19 protein-coding genes are annotated in these 18,651 nt (G+C 72.7%); 5 read left to right on the top strand and 14 right to left on the bottom strand.

The features are described from left to right. Nucleotides 1-27: 27 nt before the first annotated feature. From tilS to dacB, 3 genes are all read right to left on the bottom strand, one after another. Nucleotides 28-1,026, bottom strand: a complete 999-nt coding sequence (gene tilS, locus IE180_RS06305; RefSeq protein ID WP_190155722.1) for a tRNA lysidine(34) synthetase TilS — start codon at nucleotides 1,024-1,026, stop codon at nucleotides 28-30. 207 nt (nucleotides 1,027-1,233) lie between these two features. Next, complete coding sequence (locus tag IE180_RS06300; RefSeq protein WP_190155721.1) at nucleotides 1,234-2,376, bottom strand: Rv3626c family coenzyme F420 biosynthesis-associated protein; 1,143 nt, start codon at nucleotides 2,374-2,376, stop codon at nucleotides 1,234-1,236. 32 nt (nucleotides 2,377-2,408) lie between these two features. Continuing rightward, on the bottom strand, nucleotides 2,409-3,833 hold the full coding sequence (gene dacB, locus IE180_RS06295; RefSeq protein WP_190155720.1) for a D-alanyl-D-alanine carboxypeptidase/D-alanyl-D-alanine endopeptidase: 1,425 nt from the start codon (nucleotides 3,831-3,833) through the stop codon (nucleotides 2,409-2,411). Between the two features lie 102 nt (nucleotides 3,834-3,935). On the opposite strand from dacB, the gene IE180_RS06290 reads away from it, so the two are divergent. Together IE180_RS06290 and IE180_RS06285 are read left to right on the top strand one after the other, a co-directional pair. After that, entirely contained in the window at nucleotides 3,936-4,427 is a 492-nt protein-coding gene (locus IE180_RS06290; RefSeq protein WP_123453014.1) for an inorganic diphosphatase, read from the top strand. Nucleotides 4,428-4,544: 117 nt separating this feature from the next. After that, the gene (locus IE180_RS06285) at nucleotides 4,545-6,197 is read left to right on the top strand and encodes a threonine/serine exporter family protein (RefSeq protein ID WP_190155825.1); all 1,653 of its coding nucleotides are present in this window, start codon (nucleotides 4,545-4,547) and stop codon (nucleotides 6,195-6,197) included. Between the two features lie 33 nt (nucleotides 6,198-6,230). On the opposite strand, the gene IE180_RS06280 is transcribed toward IE180_RS06285, so the two are convergent. Next, nucleotides 6,231-6,923 carry a DedA family protein gene (locus tag IE180_RS06280; protein WP_190155719.1) on the bottom strand — a complete coding sequence of 231 codons (693 nt, stop codon included), beginning with the start codon at nucleotides 6,921-6,923 and terminating at the stop codon, nucleotides 6,231-6,233. A gap of 148 nt (nucleotides 6,924-7,071) precedes the next feature. On the opposite strand from IE180_RS06280, the gene IE180_RS06275 reads away from it, so the two are divergent. Beyond that, entirely contained in the window at nucleotides 7,072-7,440 is a 369-nt protein-coding gene (locus tag IE180_RS06275) for a YbjQ family protein (RefSeq protein WP_123453020.1), read from the top strand. 74 nt (nucleotides 7,441-7,514) lie between these two features. Here IE180_RS06275 and IE180_RS06270 read toward each other — a convergent pair whose 3' ends face one another. After that, a complete protein-coding gene (locus tag IE180_RS06270) occupies nucleotides 7,515-8,276 on the bottom strand; it encodes a MerR family transcriptional regulator (protein WP_190155718.1) in 762 nt (253 codons plus the stop codon). Between the two features lie 136 nt (nucleotides 8,277-8,412). On the opposite strand from IE180_RS06270, the gene IE180_RS06265 reads away from it, so the two are divergent. Beyond that, a complete protein-coding gene (locus IE180_RS06265; RefSeq protein ID WP_190155717.1) occupies nucleotides 8,413-9,687 on the top strand; it encodes an ion channel protein in 1,275 nt (424 codons plus the stop codon). Nucleotides 9,688-9,721: 34 nt separating this feature from the next. Here IE180_RS06265 and IE180_RS06260 read toward each other — a convergent pair whose 3' ends face one another. The 4 genes from IE180_RS06260 to IE180_RS06245 all read right to left on the bottom strand — a co-directional run bounded on the left by IE180_RS06260 (nucleotide 9,722) and on the right by IE180_RS06245 (nucleotide 13,372). Next, the gene (locus IE180_RS06260; RefSeq protein ID WP_190155716.1) at nucleotides 9,722-10,339 is read right to left on the bottom strand and encodes a PadR family transcriptional regulator; all 618 of its coding nucleotides are present in this window, start codon (nucleotides 10,337-10,339) and stop codon (nucleotides 9,722-9,724) included. A 23-nt stretch (nucleotides 10,340-10,362) separates the two neighbouring features. Beyond that, nucleotides 10,363-10,905 carry a DinB family protein gene (locus tag IE180_RS06255; protein ID WP_190155715.1) on the bottom strand — a complete coding sequence of 181 codons (543 nt, stop codon included), beginning with the start codon at nucleotides 10,903-10,905 and terminating at the stop codon, nucleotides 10,363-10,365. 73 nt (nucleotides 10,906-10,978) lie between these two features. Further along, nucleotides 10,979-12,436 (bottom strand): aldehyde dehydrogenase family protein, encoded by a 1,458-nt coding sequence (locus tag IE180_RS06250; protein ID WP_190155714.1) that lies wholly within the window; start codon nucleotides 12,434-12,436, stop codon nucleotides 10,979-10,981. Nucleotides 12,437-12,499: 63 nt separating this feature from the next. Next, entirely contained in the window at nucleotides 12,500-13,372 is an 873-nt protein-coding gene (locus IE180_RS06245) for a Sco1979 family transcriptional regulator (protein WP_190155713.1), read from the bottom strand. 340 nt (nucleotides 13,373-13,712) lie between these two features. Between IE180_RS06245 and IE180_RS06240 the strand changes: the two genes are divergently transcribed. Then, on the top strand, nucleotides 13,713-14,213 hold the full coding sequence (locus IE180_RS06240) for an ATP-binding protein (protein ID WP_190155712.1): 501 nt from the start codon (nucleotides 13,713-13,715) through the stop codon (nucleotides 14,211-14,213). A gap of 71 nt (nucleotides 14,214-14,284) precedes the next feature. Here IE180_RS06240 and IE180_RS06235 read toward each other — a convergent pair whose 3' ends face one another. From IE180_RS06235 to IE180_RS06215, 5 genes are all read right to left on the bottom strand, one after another. Next, the gene (locus IE180_RS06235; RefSeq protein ID WP_063992029.1) at nucleotides 14,285-14,497 is read right to left on the bottom strand and encodes a DUF397 domain-containing protein; all 213 of its coding nucleotides are present in this window, start codon (nucleotides 14,495-14,497) and stop codon (nucleotides 14,285-14,287) included. A 197-nt stretch (nucleotides 14,498-14,694) separates the two neighbouring features. Further along, the gene (gene rpmG / locus IE180_RS06230) at nucleotides 14,695-14,859 is read right to left on the bottom strand and encodes a 50S ribosomal protein L33 (protein WP_030694602.1); all 165 of its coding nucleotides are present in this window, start codon (nucleotides 14,857-14,859) and stop codon (nucleotides 14,695-14,697) included. Nucleotides 14,860-14,911: 52 nt separating this feature from the next. Further along, nucleotides 14,912-16,981 carry an FUSC family protein gene (locus tag IE180_RS06225; RefSeq protein ID WP_190155711.1) on the bottom strand — a complete coding sequence of 690 codons (2,070 nt, stop codon included), beginning with the start codon at nucleotides 16,979-16,981 and terminating at the stop codon, nucleotides 14,912-14,914. Between the two features lie 130 nt (nucleotides 16,982-17,111). Further along, the gene (locus tag IE180_RS06220; RefSeq protein ID WP_190155710.1) at nucleotides 17,112-18,257 is read right to left on the bottom strand and encodes a DUF2786 domain-containing protein; all 1,146 of its coding nucleotides are present in this window, start codon (nucleotides 18,255-18,257) and stop codon (nucleotides 17,112-17,114) included. After that, nucleotides 18,233-18,625: a winged helix-turn-helix transcriptional regulator gene (locus tag IE180_RS06215; protein ID WP_190155709.1), complete on the bottom strand. Its 393-nt coding sequence runs from the start codon at nucleotides 18,623-18,625 to the stop codon at nucleotides 18,233-18,235. Before IE180_RS06215 ends, IE180_RS06220 begins: the two co-directional genes overlap by 25 nt. Nucleotides 18,626-18,651 lie beyond the last annotated feature (26 nt).

Raw genomic sequence — 18,651 nt, 5'->3', positions numbered from 1 at the left:
CCCGGGTCACTTTCGTTGCAGCGTGCGTCAGCCTTGCCGGATGACCAGTCTGCCACCCTGGCGACGGGCTTCGACTCGGCCGGGCAGGTTGATGGCCCCTTGGCCGCGCCAGCCGGTGACGAGTCGGTCGACTTCTTCGATGTGGCGGGCGAAGAGGGAGCCGGCGGGTGCGCCTTCGGCGATGACGGCGCGGCGCAGGACCCGGCGGCGTACGGCGGGGGGCAGTCCGTGGAGTTTGGCGCATTCGAGGGCGCCCGCCTCGTCGCGTACGGCGGTCTCGGCGTCGGCGGCCCAGGTGTCGAGGGCGTCGGCGTCGTCGCGGGAGAGCTGGGCCGTTCGGGCGAGGGCTTCGACGACGCCTTTGCCGAGGGCCTTCTCGAGGGCGGGGAGGCCCTCGTGGCGGAGTCGGGAGCGGGTGTAGGCGGGGTCGCTGTTGTGGGGGTCGTCCCATACGGCGAGTTCTTGTGCGATGCAGGCCTTGCGGACGGTCTGGCGGTCGAGCTGGAGGAAGGGGCGCCGGTAGCGGCCGGAGGTGCCGGAGACGGCGGCCATGCCGGAGAGGGAGCGGATGCCGGAGCCGCGGGCGAGGCCGAGGAGGACGGTTTCGGCCTGGTCGTCCCGGGTGTGGCCGAGGAGGATCGCGGTGGCGCCGTGGCGTTCGGCGGCGGCGTCGAGGGCGGCGTACCGGGCGTCGCGGGCGGCGGCTTCGGGTCCTCCCTCGCGGCCGACGGTGACGGTGACGGCTTCGGCGGGGGTGAGGCCGAGGGCGGTCATCCGTGCGGCGACCTCGGTGGCTCGGGTGTCGGAGCCGTCCTGGAGGCCGTGGTCGACGGTGATGCCGCCGGCGCGCAGGGGGAGTTTGCGGGCCTCGAAGGCGAGGGCGGAGGCGAGTGCCATGGAGTCGGCGCCGCCGGAGCAGGCGACGAGGACGAGCGGTTCCTCGTCGGTGGTGTGGTCGGTGAGGACGTCGTGGAGTACGCGGCGGACCGCCAGGCGTATCGCCGCGACCGCAGGATGGGGACCCATGTCCGGTTCCCTTCGTGATGGGGGTGGGGTGCCTCGGTCGGTGTCTTAACGGTCGGAAAGGGGGGTTCGGTCACTCAGAGTGCGTCGATGGTGACAGAAACCCGGCCGTTACCCGAGCATTGCACGCCTCACCCCATGGTCAGGGTCCCTCGGATGGGTGATTGGCGGGATGTTCTGACGTGTCCCGTGTCGTGTGCCGCATCCGCCTCAGGAGTCTGCCTTACGGTGCACCCTCGCGATCCAGTCGGCGGGTGCCGCGATCTCCGCCTTGGTGGGGAGCGTGTTGGGCGAGGTCCAGACGCGGTTGAAGCCGTCCATGCCGACCTGGTCGACGACGGCGCGGACGAAGCGTTCGCCGTCGCGGTACTGGCGGAGCTTGGCGTCGAGGCCGAGGAGCCTGCGCAGGGCGAGGTCGAGGCGGGAGGCGCCGCGGGCGCGACGGGCCTGGAACTTCTCGCGGATCTCGGCGACGGAGGGGACGACCTGGGGTCCGACGCCGTCCATGACGTAGTCGGCATGGCCTTCGAGGAGGGACATGACGGCGGTGAGGCGGCCGAGGATCTCTCGTTGTTCGGGGGTCTGGACGAGTTCGACGAGGGAGGGGGCGGGCTCGCCCTCTTCTCCTTCGGGGCGGCCGCCGGCGAGGGTCTGGACGGCTTCGCGGAGGCGTTCGACGACGGTGCCGGGGTCGACGTCGGTGGCGGCGAGGAACGACTGGATCTCGCCCTGGAGGTGGTCGCGGAGCCAGGGGACGCCGGTGAACTGGGTGCGGTGGGTCTCTTCGTGGAGGCAGACCCAGAGCCGGAAGTCGTGGGGGGAGACGTCGAGTTCGCGTTCGACGTGGACGACGTTGGGGGCGACGAGGAGGAGGCGTCCGCCGCCGCCGGCGCCGGCGGGGAGGTCGCGGGTGGCGGGGGCGAAGGTCTCGTACTGGCCGAGGATGCGGGAGGCGAGGAAGGACAGCAGCACGCCGAGTTCGACGCCGGTGACCTTGCCGCCGACGGCGCCGAGGACGGCGCTGCCGGGGGTGCCGGAGCGGCGTTCCTGCATCTTGCCGAGGAGGGGGGTGAGGAGTTCGCGGAAGCCGGCGACGTTGGCTTTGATCCAGCCGGCGCGGTCGACGACGAGGACGGGGGTGTCGGCGGCGGGGTCCGTGCCCTCGGGGATCATCCGGGTGTAGGCGCGGACGTGCTCCTCGGAGGCCTTGGCGTGCCTGCGGAGTTCGGCGACGACCTCGCGGGCCTCGTCGCGGCTGACTTCGGGTCCGGGCCGCACGAGGCGGGTCGCGGTCGCGACCGCGAGGTTCCAGTCGACCATCCCGGATGTGCCTGCGCCACCGATGCTCGTCATGCGTCAACCGTACGGGTTCGGCGCCTGTTCGGTCAGGGTTCGAAGGGGGGCGCGTGTGGTCGTTTCCGGTCGGCGAGGGCGGCGGAGAGGCGGTCCAGGGCGGACTGTGCCTCGAAGGGGGAGGCGGTGCGCCCGGCGAGGAACGCGAAGGCGAGGAGGCGTCCGTCGGGGGTGACGACGGTTCCGGCGAGCGTGTTGACGCCGGTGAGGGTGCCGGTCTTGGCGCGGACGAGTCCGGCGCCCGCGGGGGCGGTGGCGAACCGGGTGGCGAGGGTGCCGGTGAAGCCGCCGACGGGCAGTCCGGTGAGGAGGGGGCGCAGGGCGGGGCGGGTGGGGTCGGCCGCTCGGGTGAGGAGGCCGGTGAGGAGGGCGGCGGAGACGCGGTCGCGGCGGTCGAGTCCGCTGCCGTCGGCGAAGCGGGCGCCGGCGAGGGGGAGGCGGAGGCGGGCGAGCTCGTCGTGGACGGCCTTCTCGGCGTCCTGGAAGCCGGCGGGCTGCCTGCGGGCGAGGGCGGTCTGGCGGGCGAGGGCTTCGGCGAGGTCGTTGTCGCTGTGGGTGAGGGTGCGTTCGACGAGGTCGGCGAGGGGGGCGGATTCCGTGCGGGCGAGGGGGGCGGCCCGGGGGGTGGGTCCGGGGGCGGGGTCGCCGGTGATCGTGACGCCGGCCCCGGCGAGGAACCCGGCGAAGGCGGTGGCGGTGTCGCGGGCCGGGTCGGCGGCGCGGGGGGCGGGGCCGCTGGTGCTGTCGTCGAGGCGTCCTTCGCGGGTCATGAGGGCGACGACGGGGGCCAGGTTCTCGTTGGGGCCGATGGGGTGGAGGGAGGGGCCGCGGTAGAGGCTCGTGTCGTAGGCGAGGCGTACGGAGGTGCGGCCGCGGGCCTTGAGGGCGCGGGCGGTGTCCTCGGCGAGGGACTTGAGGCGGGCGGGGTCGAGGGTGGGGTCGCCGCCGCCGGTGAGGGTGATGCTCCTGCCGTCGGGGGCGGCGGTGACGGTGGTGGGGATGCGGTGGTCGGGGCCGAGGGCGGAGAGCGCGGCGGCGGCGGTGGCGATCTTGACGGTGGAGGCGGGGGTCATGGGGGTGCCGGCGCCCTCGCCGTAGAGCTGCTTTCCGGTGGCGGTGTCGACGACGGAGGCGGTGCGGAGGGTGCCGAGGCCGGGGTCGGCGAGGAGGGGGACGAGGACGGCGGCGAGGTCGGTGGGGTGCCCGGCGGGGGCGGGGGCGTGCAGGGCGGTGAGGACGCCGGGGGCGCTGGGGGCGGGCGCGGGACGGCGGGGAGCGGCGGGGGCGGGGAGCGGGGCGTGATGCGCGCCACCCGCCGTGGGGGCGGCGGCGCGGGTCCGCTCGGCCGTACGCTGGCCTCCGTCCCACGGTCCGGCCGCGGTCACCGCGACGGCGGCCAGGGCGAGACCGAGGGCGGCGGAGCCCGCGGTGAGCTGCCACGTCCTCGGCTCCGGCATTGCTGACCAGCCCCTTTCGCGATCACCCACGTGCGTGAGGGACACTTAATCACCGCGCGTCGTCGCGAGCATTCACTTGTGTTGATTCAGGAGGAGCCACCCGTGGAGTTCGACGTTCTCATCGAGATCCCGAAGGGATCGCGGAACAAGTACGAGGTCGACCACGAGACCGGTCGCATCCGCCTGGACCGTCGTCTCTTCACGTCGACGGCCTACCCGACCGACTACGGTTACGTGGAGAACACCCTCGGCGAGGACGGCGATCCGCTGGACGCGCTGGTGATCCTCGACGAGCCCACCTTCCCGGGCTGCCTGATCAAGTGCCGCGCCATCGGCATGTTCCGCATGACGGACGAGGCCGGCGGCGACGACAAGCTGCTGTGCGTCCCGGCGACGGACCCGCGCATGGAGCACCTGCGGGACATCCACCACGTGGCGGAGTTCGACCGCCTGGAGATCCAGCACTTCTTCGAGGTCTACAAGGACCTGGAGCCGGGCAAGTCGGTCGAGGGCGCCGACTGGGTCGGTCGCGCCGAGGCCGAGGCCGAGATCGAGAAGTCGTTCGCGCGTGCCAAGGAGCAGGGCGGCCACTGAGCCCCTGGGGCCGGGCCGAGGGGAAGGCGGTGCACCTCTGGGGGTGCGCCGCCTTTCTCGTGCCTGTCGCACCTTCATACTGGAATCCAGGATTCCCCGGGGATGAGGGCGGAGAGAGTGGTGGCGGAGCCGGAGGACGGTGCTCCTGAGGACCGGAAGCCGCAGTCGGACGAGGCGCGGAGCGCGTTCGTGCCGCCGGCGGGGGTGGAGCAGCCCGTGCCGGCCGAGGAGGAGCATCCGACCTCGGAGTTCGCCCTTCCGCCCGGTCTGGTGCCGGAGCCGCCGCAGGAGCCGGAGGGTTCGGCGTTCGCCCCTCCGGCCACGTACTCGGCGAAGAACTCGCCGTCCGCCTTCACCCCGGCGTACGGGGTGCCGCTGGTGCGGCTCTCGCAGGACGCGCCGTGGCAGGACCGGATGCGGACGATGCTGCGGCTGCCGGTGGGTGAGCGGCCGGTGCCGGAGGCGCCGCGCAAGGAGGACGAGTCCGGGCCTTCGGTGCCGCGCGTGCTCGACCTGGCGCTGCGCATCGGCGAGCTGTTGCTCGCGGGCGGGGAGGGCGCGGAGGACGTCGAGGCGTCGATGTTCGCGATCTGCCGCTCGTACGGTCTGGACCGGGTGGAGCCGACGGTCACCTTCACGCTGCTGTCCGTCACCTATCAGCCCTCGCTGGTGGACGATCCGGTGACGGCGAACCGGACGGTGCGCCGCCGGGGGACGGACTACACGCGGCTCGCGGCCGTCTACCAGCTGCTGGCGGACATCAACGCGCAGGCGCACGAGGTGACGCCGGAGGAGGCGTACCGGCGGCTCGCGGAGATCCGGCGGAACCGGCATCCGTACCCCGGCTGGGTCCTGACGGCGGCGGCCGGGGTCCTGGCCGGTGCGGCCTCGGTGCTGCTCGGCGGCGGTCTGACGGTGTTCCTCGTGGCGGCGCTCGGCGCGGTCCTCGGCGACCGGCTGGCGTGGCTGTTCGCGGGGCGCGGGATGCCGGAGTTCTACCAGTTCCTGGTGGCGGCGATGCCGCCGGCGGCGATGGGGGTGCTGCTGACTCTGCTGCACGCGGATCTGCGGCCCTCGGCGGTGATCACCGGTGGCCTGTTCGCGCTGATCCCGGGGCGGGCGCTGGTGGCGGCCGTGCAGGACGGGCTGACCGGTTTCTACATCACGGCCTCGGCCCGGCTGCTCGAGGTGGCGTACTTCTTCGTCGCGATCGTGGTGGGCGTGCTGTCGGTGCTGTACCTTGCGGTGCAGTTCGGCGCGGAGCTGAACCCGGAGGGGGCGCTGCGGCCGGTGGAGCGGCCGGTGGCGCAGATCCTGGCGTCGATGGTGCTGTGCGCGACCTTCGCGATCCTGTTGCAGCAGTCGCGGGCGACGGTGCTGTTCGCGACGCTGAACGGCGGGGTGGCGTGGGTGGTGTACGCGTCGATCGCGGTGACCGCCGAGGCCTCGGCGGTGATGGCGACGGCGGTGGCGGCCGGTCTGGTGGGGCTTTTCGGGCAGTTGATCGCCCGCTATCACCACACGTCGTCGCTGCCGTACGTGACGGCGGCGATCGGGCCGCTGCTGCCCGGTTCGGCGACGTACTTCGGGGTGCTGGCGATCGCCCAGCACAATCTGGACCAGGGTTTCACCTCGCTCGCGAAGGCGGCGGCGCTCGCCCTGGCGATCGCGATCGGCGTGAACCTGGGGAGCGAGCTGGCCCGCCTGTTCATGCGGGCCCCGGGCGCGGCGGCGGCGCGGCGCGCGGCGAAGCGCACCCGGGGCTTCTAGGACCTGCTCCTCCGGGTCGGACCCCGGCGGCCGCTACCGCTTGGCGTGGCGGCCCCGGGGGTTCGGGGTGCCGGGGGCGTCGTGGTCGCTGCGGGGCGGGTTCTTCTTCGACTGGGAGCGGGCCCGGAGGATCTCGATCACGACGGGGACCACGGAGATCAGGACGATCCCGACGAGGATCAGCTCGATGTGCTTGTGGACGAACTCGACCTTGCCGAGGGCGGAGCCGAGCAGGGTCACGCCGGCGCCCCACAGCAGGCCGCCGATGAGGTTGAAGACGATGAACGAGCGGTAGTTCATCCTGCTCACGCCGGCGATGATCGGCGTGAACGTCCGGACGATGGGGACGAAGCGGGCCAGGATCAGCGACTTCGGGCCGTGCTTCTCGAAGAACTCGTGCGCCTTCTCGACGTTCTCCTGCTTGAAGAGCTTGGAGTCGGGGCGCTTGAAGAGGGACGGGCCGACCTTGCGGCCGAAGAGGTAGCCGACCTGGTCGCCGAGGACGGCTGCGGCCACCACCAGGGTGCACACCAGCCACAGCGGCGTGTCGAGCTTGCCCGTGGTGACGAGCAGGCCGGTGGTGAAGAGCAGCGAGTCGCCGGGCAGGAAGAACCCGATGAGGAGGCCGGACTCGGCGAAGACGATGACCAGGACACCGATCAGACCAAAGGTCTGGATCAGATAGTCCGGGTCCAGCCAGCTCGGTCCGAGGGCAAGCGTGTTCACGGGTTCCGGGCTCCTGCGGTCGGTGGGGGCGTGGGGACGGCTGGCCCCAAGCTATCAACGCGGTTCGAGGGCGCCCGGTTCCACCCGGCCCCACGGGATGCGGACCCGCCGCGCCGGCCCGAGGCTGGGGGGCAGGAGGTGCATGCCGATGGGCATCGAGGAGTACGGGGGCGGTCAGGGGCCGCACCCCGAAGTGCTGGTCGTGACGACGAACGACGTGCCGGGTTTCGAGGTCCGGCAGGTGATCGGCGAGGTCTTCGGGCTCACCGTCCGGTCCCGCCATCTGGGCAGCCAGATCGGGGCGGGGCTGAAGTCGATGATCGGCGGTGAGCTGAAGGGTCTGACGAAGACCCTGGTGGAGACCCGCAACCAGGCGATGGAGCGCCTGGTGGAGCAGGCGAAGGCGCGCGGCGCGAACGCCGTGCTCATGTTCCGCTTCGACGTGACGGAAGCGGCGGACGTGGGCACGGAGGTGTGCGCGTACGGCACGGCGGCGGTGATCGCGCCGCGCGCCTGAGCGGTGGTGGTCGCGCCGCGCCCGATCGGTGGTGGTCGCGCCGCGCGCCCGGGGCGCCGTGGGGGCGCGGTCCGTCAGGCCGCCCGGCGTTCGGCGTTCGCCCGGACGGCCTCCCGCAGGTGCTCGGGGAGGCCGGGGTGGATCGCCTCGTAGAACGCGTGGAAGTTCTCGTCGGCGACGTACATCTCGGCGAGTTCCACGTGGGTCCTGGGGTGGCACTCGAAGAACCAGGCGGTGAGGTGGCGGCGGTGGGCCTCGGCGAGGTCCATCGCCTCCTCGGACCTCGGGCTCCGGCCCTCGCTCATCAGGGCGGCGTAGGCGGCGCCCCAGGCGTCCACCTCGTCCTTCATGCGCTGCCAGTCCTCCTTGGTGTACTCGGCGGCGCGGGCCTGGGCCTGCGCGTGGGAGTGCGTGCCGCCCCAGCGGCGGGCGGACTCCTCCGCGAACCGTTCGGGGTCCTTGTCCCCGAAGACCTCGAACTTCTCCTCGGGGGTGAGGTTGATGCCCATCTTCTTCGCCTCCATGGCGTGCTCGACGGCCGCCGCCATCCTCTGGAGCTCGCCGATCCGCGCGGTCAGCAGCGTGTGCTGCCGCCGCAGGTGCTCCCGCGGGTCGGCGTGCGGGTCGTCGAGGAGGACGGCGACCTCTTCGAGGGGGAAGCCGAGCTCCCGGTAGAACAGGATCTGCTGGAGCCGGTCGAGGTCCGCGTCGTCGTAACGGCGGTGGCCCGCCGTGCTGCGGCCGCCCGGCGAGAGCAGCCCGATCGCGTCGTAGTGGTGCAGGGTGCGCACCGTGACCCCGGCGAAGCCGGCCACCTGTCCCACGGAGTAGCCCATCGGCCGTCCGCCCTTTCTCGTTCGGTACGCCGTTCAGCCTGGGTCCTGACGCGACGTGAGGTGCAAGTGCCGTCCGGGGTGTTGTTCGGGCGATGTTCGGCATGTTGTGCGGCATTTGCGCACTTATGGTGGGGCGGTGGCCATCGATCATGCTCCGCCTCCCGTGGAGGCGCCCGTCCGGCTCCTGCTCCCCCAGATCCTGCCCGCCCTGCTCGTCGGGGCGGGGGCGGGCCTGCTGTTCCTCGGGATCAGCGCCCTCGCCGAGGAGTTCCAGCACGTCCTCTGGAACGACCTGCCGGACGCGCTCGGCATCGGCGACCACTCCGCCCTCTGGACGATCGTCACGCTCACGGCGACGGGCATCGCCGTGGGCCTCGTCGTGTGGAAGGTGCCCGGCCACGCCGGGCCCGACCCGGCCTCCGAAGGGATCGGCGGGGCACCGCTCGCCCCCGGGGTGGTGCCGGGACTGCTCCTGGCGAGCACCCTCACGCTGGCCGGCGGCGTCAGCCTCGGCCCCGAGAACCCGATCATCGCCGCCAACACCGCCCTCACCCACTGGCTCGGCCGCAAGGCGGCCCCCGCCGTGCCGGGCGCGGCCTGGGTCGCGCTCGCCTCGGCCGCCACCATCGGCGCCCTCTTCGGCACCCCCGTGGCGGCCGCCCTCCTCATCTCCGAGGCGCTGGTGGGACAGCCGGGCCGCGGCTCCCTCTGGGACCGGCTCTTCGCCCCGCTCGTCGCCGCCGGCACCGGCGCGATGACGACCCAGCTGCTCGCCGAGCCCAGTTTCGACGTGGGGCTCCCGCCGCTGACCGACCCCGGCTTCGGCGACCTCCTCGCGGCCCTGGTCATCGCCTCCGCCGCGGCCGTCTTCGGCCTGGCCTCCTGCTTCCTCTTCCCGCACGTCCACGCCGCCTTCCGGCGCCTGCGGCACCCCATGCTGATGCTGCCCCTCGGCGGCCTCGTCCTCGGCCTCCTGGGCGCCCTCGGAGGTCAGGAGACACTCTTCAAGGGCCTGGCGGAGACCAAGGAGCTCACCGCCGCGGTCGGCAGCTGGTCCTCCGGGGAACTCGCCAAGTTCGCCGCCGTCAAACTCCTCGCCCTGCTCGTCGCCGCCTCCTGCGGCTTCCGGGGCGGCCGGATCTTCCCCGCCGTCTTCGTCGGCGCCGCCTTCGGGCTGCTCGCCCAGGCCCTCGTCCCCGAGGTCCATCCGGCCGTCGCCGTCTCCTCCGCCGTCCTCGGCGTCCTGCTCGCCACCACCCGGCAGGGCTGGATCAGCCTCTTCACGGGCGCCGTCCTCGCCTCGTCCCCCGCGATGCTCGCCCTGCTCTGCCTGGCCTCGCTGCCCGCCTGGCTGATCGTCACCGGGCGCCCGCAGCTCGAACTCGACCACCAGGGCAACGCCCTGCGCTGACCGGCCGGCCGGGGCCGCCACGGCGTCAGGCCCCCTACGGCTTCGCGTACGGGTTCTCCTCGCCCTCCCCGAGCACCCCCACGAAGGCCTCGCCCTCGCCCGCGAACACGTACGCCCCGCCCTCGATCCGCTCGATCAGGCCGAGCGTCCACTCCTTGCCCGCGTCCGCCGAGTGGACCCAGAAGTGCATGATCTCGCCGATGTGCCCGAGCTGGTCCGGGCCGCCCTCCGGCGTGTAGTACCCGGTGACCTCCGCCCGCCACGCGTCGAGCGCCCGCACCCGCCGGCGCAGCAGCTCCACGGCCTCCGCGCGGGGCAGGTCCACCATGAAGCCGATGGCGGCCGACAGGACGTCGGTCTTCTGGTCGTACGTGGTCAGCGCCTCGCGCAGCAGCGCGAAGTACTCCTCCGCACCGGCCTCCGTCAGCTCGTACTCGACGCGCGGCGGACCGCCCGCCGTGCTCGGCGCGACCTCGTGCGCGTGCAGCAGTCCCTGCTTCGCCATCTGCTTCAGCGCGTGGTAGATCGAGCCCGGCTTGGCGTGGGACCACTCGTGCGCGCCCCAGTACTCCAGGTCGTTGCGGACCTGGTAGCCGTGGGCGCGGCCGTGTTGCTTGACCGCGCCCAGGACGAGAAGACGGATCGCCGACATGCACCCATGTTAGTCAATCTTGACTAAGCGGTGCCGTTCTCCTCCGCGATCAGATCGAAGGAACCCTTGCCGTCCAGGGACTCGCGGACGATGTCCGCGTGGCCGGCGTGCCGGCCCATCTCCTGGACCAGGTGCAGCAGCATCCAGCGCACCGACACCCGCCCGTCCTTCGGGAACCAGGGCGCGGGCGGCAGCGGGAAGGTGTCGTCCAGGCTCGGCACGGAGCGGACGAACTCCTCCGTCTGCTTCGCCACGCCCTCCCAGAACGCCACGACCTCCGGGACCGTCTCGCCGTCCACGAGCCGGAAGGCCTCGCCCCAGGTCTCCTCGGTGCGCTGCCGCTCGTTCGGCCGCTGCTGGGCCAGGCGCAGCCAGTTCAGCTCCACCTCGGCGACGTGCTTGAGCAGGCCGGAGAGGCTGAGTTCGCTGGCGCTGGGGCGGCTCGCCGCCTGCTCCTCGGTGAGTCCGAGGAGCGAGCGGCGGAGCGCCGCGCGCTGGGCCTCGACGAAGTTGAGGAACGCGCCGCGCTCGTCGCCGGGCTGCTCCGCGGGAACAAGGGCCACCATGATGGGTCCGCCTTCCGTTGCTGTGGCTTTTCGACACCGACCACGCTACGGACCCTTGCGGACAACTGCTGTCCTAGAAGGGGAACCGGCTGCGGCCGTGCTGGATCGAGATCCACTTCTGGGTGGTGAAGGACTCCACCATCGCCTCGCCGTTGAGCCGTCCCACGCCCGAGTGCTTCTCGCCGCCGAAGGGCACGATCGGCTCGTCGTGCACGGTGCCGTCGTTGATGTGGATCATGCCGGTGTGGATGCGCCTGGCGATCCGTACGCCCCGCTCGACGTCCCCGGTGTGGACGGCGCCGCTGAGCCCGTACGGCGTGTCGTTGGCGATCCGCACGGCCTCCTCCTCGCCGTCGAAGGGGACGATCAGCGCGACCGGGCCGAAGATCTCCTGGCTCAGGACCGGGGCGTCGGCGGCGAGGCCGGTGAGGACGGACGGGGAGACGAGGTTGCCGTCGACCGTGCCGTGCAGCAGGGCCGTCGCGCCGGCCGCGACCGTCTGGTCGACGACCGAGGAGACGGCCTCCGCCTGCTGGGAGTTGATGAGGGGTCCGATGTGGGTGGCGGGGTCGGCCGGGTCGCCGACGCGGAGGGTCTTCACCTTCGCCACGAACTTCTCGGTGAACTCCTCCTCCAGGGTGCGGTCCACCAGGATGCGGTTGGCGGCCATGCAGACCTGGCCCTGGTGCACGAAGCGGCTGAAGACGGCCGCGTCCACCGCGTAGTCGACGTCGGCGTCGTCGAGGACGATCAGGGCGCTGTTGCCGCCGAGTTCGAGGACGGCGTGCTTGAAGTTCTGGGCGCAGACCGTGGCGACGTGGCGGCCGACCTTGTCGGAGCCGGTGAAGGAGATGACCTTCGGGACCGGGTGGGTCAGGAGCGCGTCGCCGATCTCGGCGATGTCGGTGACCACGACGTTCAGCAGGCCGGCCGGCAGACCGGCTTCCTCCAGGACCTTCGCGACCAGCGTGCCGCCGCAGATCGGGGTGTTCTGGTGCGGCTTGAGGACGACGGCGTTGCCCAGGGCGAGCGCGGGCGCGACCGACTTGATGGAGAGGAGGAAGGGGAAGTTGAAGGGGGAGATGACGCCGACGACGCCGACCGGGACGCGGTAGACCCGGTTCTCCTTGCCGTCGACCGGGGACGGCAGGATGCGGCCCTCGGGGCGCAGCGCCAGCTGGATCGCCTCGCGCAGGAACTCCTTGGCGAGGTGCAGCTCGAAGGCCGCCTTGAGCCGGGTGCCGCCGAGCTCGGCGACGATCGTCCCGGCTATCTCCTCCTCGCGGTCCTCGACGATCCGCAGCGCCCGCTCGAAGACGAGCCGGCGGGTGTACGGGTTGGTCTCGGCCCACGCGGCCTGGGCGCGCTCGGCGGCGCGGTAGGCGCGGTCGACCTCGGCGGCGGTCGCGACGGTGATCGACGCGAGCTTCTCCCCGGTGTACGGGTTGAAGTCGATGATGTCCCACGAACCGCTGCCGGGCTTCCACTCGCCGTCGATGTACTGGTGGGCCAGGTCGGTGAAGTGCGACATGGTTGAAGACCCCTCTACCCGCTACCTGCAGTGCGACTGATGTGGCGTCATCGTACTGACGTGTCAGGAGAGTTGGAGGAGCCCCCGGAGAAGGTCCCTGCTTTCGGCCGGATCCGGACCTTCCTCCTGGAGCTTCTCCATCACCCGCTGGTACTGGGCGACCTCCTCGCGCTTGTCGAGGTAGAGGGCGCTGGTGAGCTGTTCGAGGTAGACGACGTCGGAGAGGTCGGACTCGGGGAAGCTCAGCATCGTGAAGGCGCCGCTCTCGCCGGCATGACCGCCGTAGCTGAAGGGCATGACCTGGAGCGTGACGCCCGGGTGCTCGGAGATCTCGATGAGGTGCCTCAACTGCCCCCGCATGACCGACCGGTCGCCGTAGGGGCGGCGCAGCGCGGCTTCGTCGAGGACGGCGTGGAACTGCGGGGCGCGCTCGGAGACCAGGACCTTCTGCCGCTCCAGGCGGAGGGCGACCCGGCGGTCGATCTCGGCGCGCGGGGCGTCGGGCATGCCCCGGGTGACGACGGCCTGGGCGTAGTCCTCGGTCTGCAACAGGCCGTGGACGAACTGCACTTCGTAGACGCGGATGAGGGAGGCGGCGCCCTCCAGACCGATGTAGGTCTGGAACCAGCCGGGCAGGACGTCGCCGAAGCTGTGCCACCAGCCGGCCACGTTGGCCTCGCGGGCGAGCCCGAGGAGCGCGCCGCGCTCGGCCTCGTCCCCGACTCCGTAGAGGGTGAGCAGATCCTCGACGTCCCTGGCCTTGAAGCTCACCCTGCCCAACTCCATACGGCTGATCTTGGATTCGGACGCACGGATCGAATAGCCGGCCGCCTCGCGGGTGATCCCGCGCGACTCGCGCAGCCGCCTCAGCTGGGAGCCCAGCAGGATGCGCCGCACCACGCTCCCGCTCGCTCCGCTCGATTCGCCTGCGGTCACGGCTCTTCGCCTCCCCTTCACGGTGTCGAGCCCCCGTCGAGCCCCGGATTCTGCCATCAAACGCTTCAGCGCGTACACATTCGATTACGGAAAGGCGGCTACTTCCGGGCGTCGACGCGCACAGTGCGGGCACAGTGGGTGCGGAACGCGGAAAGTTCCCCTCATCGTGCGGACGACTTATGCACAGATTCGGCACGCGGACGGACAGGTCCGGCGCGTGCACGTGCATCTGCCCTTGCATCCAGTGGGCGCATTGGGAACCATGGAGCCCGCGCAGCCGCGTACTCGTTCGTGTTGTCGTGTTGTCGCACCACAGTCGCGATTCCCGGGAGTGCCTCGCATGGGGACGAATGGATCGACCGTGCTCGAGCCGTTACGGCAGGGCCTTCCGCCGATCGATCCCGGCGCCGTCTCCACCTCCGCCTCCTGCGCCCTGCCCGCCCGGTACGAAGCCGTGCGCGGGGCCCGCAAGTTCACCAGCGCCACGCTCGACCGCTGGGAACTGTCGGAGCGTTTCGACGACGTGGCCCTGGTCGTCTCCGAACTCGTCACCAACGCGCTGCGGCACGCCGTGCCCGCCGACGCGCCGCAGGAGGAGAGCCAGAACCCGCCGGTCCGGCTGCACCTGATGCGCTGGACCTCGCGCCTGGTGTGCGCCGTGCGCGACCCCAGCCGGGAGAGCCCGGAGGCGCGCGGCGGCGAGGAGGACTTCTCCGCCGAGTCGGGGCGCGGCCTGTTCCTGGTGGACTCGTTCAGCGACAGCTGGGGCTGGCACCCGCTCGCCGGGACGCTCCAGGGCAAGGTGGTGTGGGCACTGTTCCGGATCGGGCCGGACCAGTAGCCCCCGCGGACGGCATGCGGAAGGGCCCCGGCGCACGGTGCGCCGGGGCCCTTCCGCATGCCGTCCGCGGCTCACACCAGGTGGTCGAACTCCCCGTCCTTGACGCCCAGCAGGAGCGCCTCTATCTCCGCCGGGGTGTAGACGAGGGCGGGCCCGTCGGGGTGGCGCGAGTTGCGCACGGCGACGTCGCCCCCCGGCAGCTTGGCGAACTCCACGCAGGATCCCTGGGAGTTGCTGTGCCGGCTCTTCTGCCACACGACTCCTCGCAGCTCCGTGGCCGCCATGCCGTTGTACGCGTGAGGCGCATGGTGCACTGGTAGCTCCCCGAGTTGCTTGGTGCAGGTGTCAACTTCCTCGGATCATAGCTGTGTTCATTTGCCGCTGCATGAGCAGATGCACGTGCACAGGGGGTGGTGTAGCGGCTACGCGACGGAGAGTTCTACCGGCGGGTATCCCCCGCCGGACCACGGGCCGGGGGGCGTCAGCGCTCCTCTCGGAAGTCGACGTGCCGGCCGGCGACCGGGTCGAACTTGCGCAGGGCGAGCCGGTCGGGGTCGTTGCGGCGGTTCTTGCGGGTGACGTAGGTGAATCCGGTTCCGGCGGTGGACCGGAGCTTGACGACGGGACGGAGTTCATTGCGTGCCATGCCGTGCAGCGTAAATGAAAACGAATCCCATTGTCAATAGCTGCCGGTGGAGCTACGCGGACCGCTTCGGCTCCATGAGGGCCGTCGTGAGCTCGTCCAGGCACTCCAGGAGCAGGGCGGCGCCCTTGTCGAGGAGGAAGTGGTCCGGCGGCCGCGCCGACCAGGCCGTGACGGTCCCGCGCAGATCGTCCCAGTGCGGCTCCCTCCGCTCCCTCACCTCCTTCGCGCCCCGCTCCGTCGACCGGCGCAGGGACTCGGCGAGGGCCGCCGCCGCGGGCACGGGCGGGGTGCCGCGCTCCGGCAGGTGCGCCTCCAGGAGCATCGCCACCCGGCCGAACTCCGCGAGCGCGTGCTCGGCCTGCTCCACCGCCGCGTGCGAGAGCCCCCGGTGCCGCACCGGTTCGTGGGTCGCCCGGGCCACCGCCTCCTGCCAGGCGACCCGGGCCGCGCGGGTCCTCAGGAGCGCCTCCCGCACGTCGGGGCCGGCCGGACCGGCAGGATCGGCGTACCGCGCGGTGACGACGGCCGCGAACGCGCCGACCGACGCCAGCCAGTCCGCGAGCCGGCCGCGCAGCCGGGGCGTCTCCCAGGCCGGGTAGACGGCGTACGACAGCATCGCCAGGATTCCGCCCAGCAGGGTCAGCAGGACCCGCTCCCGCACGGTCTGGGTCAGGCCCGCGCCGGCCATGCCGAGCAGGAAGACGACGTACGCGGAGACGAAGGTCTGCCCGGCCGCGTACCCCGTCCGCATCAGCAGGTACATCCCGAACGCGCACGCCACCGCGAGCGCGGCGGACAGGTACGTGCCCGGATGCGCCGACCGGACGACCGCCGTCGCCAGGGCCACCCCGACCAGGGTGCCGCCGAAGCGCGCCACCGAGCGCGCGTACGTCTGCGAGAAGTCCGGGCGCATCACCATCACCGAGGCCATCGGCGCCCAGTAGCCGTGGCCGAAGGGCAGCCACGTGCCCAGCAGGTAGCCGACGGCCGTGACCGCCGAGACGCGGACCGCGTGCCGCAGCACCGGGGAGTCGGGGCGCAGCTCGGCACGCACCTCCGCCACGACGACCGGCACGAGGCGGAGGAGGGTGGGGCGGGTGCGGGTGTCCGCTCCGGCCGGGGCCTCCGGCGTCCTCGTGCCCGGGTCCGCCGCCTCGACGACGTCGCCGAGCAGGGCCGTCAGGCGGAGGGCCGCCCGGTGGGGCGGGCCCTTGAGGACCGCGCCGGTGTCCGGGGTGCGGAGCGCGGCGAGCGCGGGCGGCGGCGCCGTCATCGGCTCGCCGTGCCGGATCGCGTGCGCCGCGGCGTCCAGCACCTCGGCCGCCGCGGCCAGCAGCTCCCGCACCCGGGCCCGTTCCGGCCCCTCCTCCGGCACGCCGACCGCGGGGTCCGCGAGCGAGGCGAGCACCGGGCGGATCCGTTCCGCGACCCCCCGCGCACCGTGCAGCTCCGCCGGGCGGGTCCTGGCCTGGCGGGGCGTCACGGCGGCCGCGCTCCGCGCCGTCATGAGCGGTACGGGATCGAACGGGGCGACCGGATCGTGGCGCAGCCGGCGGGCGTAGTCCGCCTCCGCGGCGAGCGCGTCCGCGAGGGCGTCGCGCTGGGCGCCCCAGCGGCGGACGGGAAGGAGGACGACGAGGGCGGCCTGGGCGGCTCCGCCCGCGAAGATCACGAGGGCGTGACCCGCAGCGGTGGCGACGGAGGTCGGGAGCGTGACCGTCACCAGCATGATCGCCACGTTGGAGGAGGCGATGATGCCGGCGGTCGGGCCCGCGGCCCAGGCCAGACCCGCCAGGAAGGTCCAGAGGAGCAGCAGGGCGAGGAAGAGGGCCTCGTGCGCGCCCGTGAGGTAGCCGAGGAACGTCGAGACGGCGAGGCTGGCGCCGGAGGCCAGGGCGAGGGTGGGGCGGGGGCGCCAGGAACGCTGGAAGGTGGCGATGGCCGCCTGGAAGGCGCCGAAGGCGGAGGAGACGGCGACGGCGGGGCCGAAGAGGGCGAGGGAGAGGCCGACGACCAGGGCGAGGCCGAGGGCGCCGCGGGCCGCGACGACGGGTTCGAGCCGCCGCCGCTCGACGGTGAGCCCGGAGCGGGCGGTCTCCTTCAGCGCCCGGAGCCAGCTCATGCTCCAGAGCGTATCCGCGAAACCACCCCAAACGGTCGGTAACCACACGATCCGGGCCGCCGCCGGGGTCTCCCTCCCCCGCGGCGTTGGCGTCGGGCCGGTGGGTGCGGCCCGCGCCCGGCCGGGGGCGCTACGGCAAGCGGGGACGGTTCGGGTGGAGACCGGCGGCGTCGGCGGCCGTCGCGCCGTGGTTCCAGCCCGCCTCGTCCCACGCCGCCCGCACCCGCGTCGCCCTCGTCTCCGGGAAGAGTTCGTCCGTGCGGGCCGACACCGCGACCTCGCGCGACGCGAGGGCCGGGAGGAGCGTCGGGGCTTCCGCCGCCACCCGCCGGGACGTCGCCGAGAGCCGGGCGCCGAGCCGGTTCGCGTACGCGAGGAGGAAGGACTGGCGGAACGACTTCGTGCGCCTGCGGCCGCCCGCCCGCTGCTCCGCCTCCGCCCGCGTCATCGCCGCCGTGCCCTGGACGAGGAGCGAGGTGTAGAGCAGCTCGACCGGGTCGAGGTCCGCCTCGAAGCCGACGACCGTCGAGAAGCCGTACGCCTCGTTCCACACGGCCCGGCAGTGGTTCGCCGTCGCCACCGCGTCGAGCAGGATCGCCTTCGCCTGTTCGTAGGGCGGCTCCACCCCGATCCGGATCGCGCCCGGCGTCTCCGGGGACGGCGCCCCCGCCGCGAGCGTGGCCTCGTCCAGGCTGTGCCGGGCCATGAGTTCCTGGGCCTTGGCCGTCAGCGCCTCCGCCTCGTCCGGGTAGCCCGTCGCCTCCGCCTTCGCGAGCAGCGCCCTGATCCGGGTGAGCATCCGGGGCTCGCCCGCCGCCGCGGGCGGCAGTGCCTCCCCGGGGACGGGGCCCACCGCGTCCAGGCGCGGCAGCCGGACGAGCAGCCGGTACAGCTCCAGGACGGTCGTCGCCTGCGAGAAGCGGTCCGCGGGACGCCCGCCCTCCGCCGCGTCCAGTGCGTCGATCTGCGCCTGCCAGCGGTGCGGCAGCCGCTCGTACCGGGCCGTCTCCGTCCTGATCAGCCCGGTGAGCAGCCGTACGTGCTCGTCGGCGAGTTCGCGGCGCGCCACGCGGACCAGGTCGGCCGGCTGCCAGCCCCGTCCCCACAGCGTCCGTACGAACTCCTCGCCCCGCCGGGCCCGTTCCGCGTCCGCGCCCGGGTCGGCGGCGAGCAGGGAGGCCGCCGTGTCGAGGGAGCCGTCGTCGCTCGCGTACAGCGCCTCGAAGGCCCTGTCGATGGTGGTGCCGCCACTCACGCCGTGCCCCTCGCGTCCCATTCCCCGCGCGGCCGGGCGATCACCGCGCGGTGGTCGAGCGACCAGTCGATCAGCTGCTTGATGAGGTGGGTCATGCTGTGCCCGGTCCCGGTCAGCGCGTACTCCACCTGCGGCGGGGTCGTCGGGCACACCGTCCGCGAGACGAGCCCGTCCCGTTCGAGGCGGCGCAGCGTGAGCGTCGGCATCCGCTGCGAGACGCCGGTGACGAGCCGCTGGAGCCCCTTGAACCGCCGCGGTCCGGCGGCCGGTTCGACGACGACGTGGACCGTCCGCTTGTCGCCGAGCCGGTCCCGGACGTCCCGCACCCCGCAGTCCTCGGCACAGCTGACCAAGGGCTCGGTGGTCACCTCCGTGTGCCCCTCCGACATCAATGTGCCTCCTTCCGCACTCCTGT

The sequence above is a fragment of the Streptomyces litmocidini genome, assembly GCF_014649755.1.
In the GTDB taxonomy this organism is placed as follows: Bacteria; Actinomycetota; Actinomycetes; order Streptomycetales; family Streptomycetaceae; genus Streptomyces; species Streptomyces litmocidini.
Note: the sequence above shows the minus strand (reverse complement) of the source record. Positions and strands in the feature narration are given on the sequence as shown.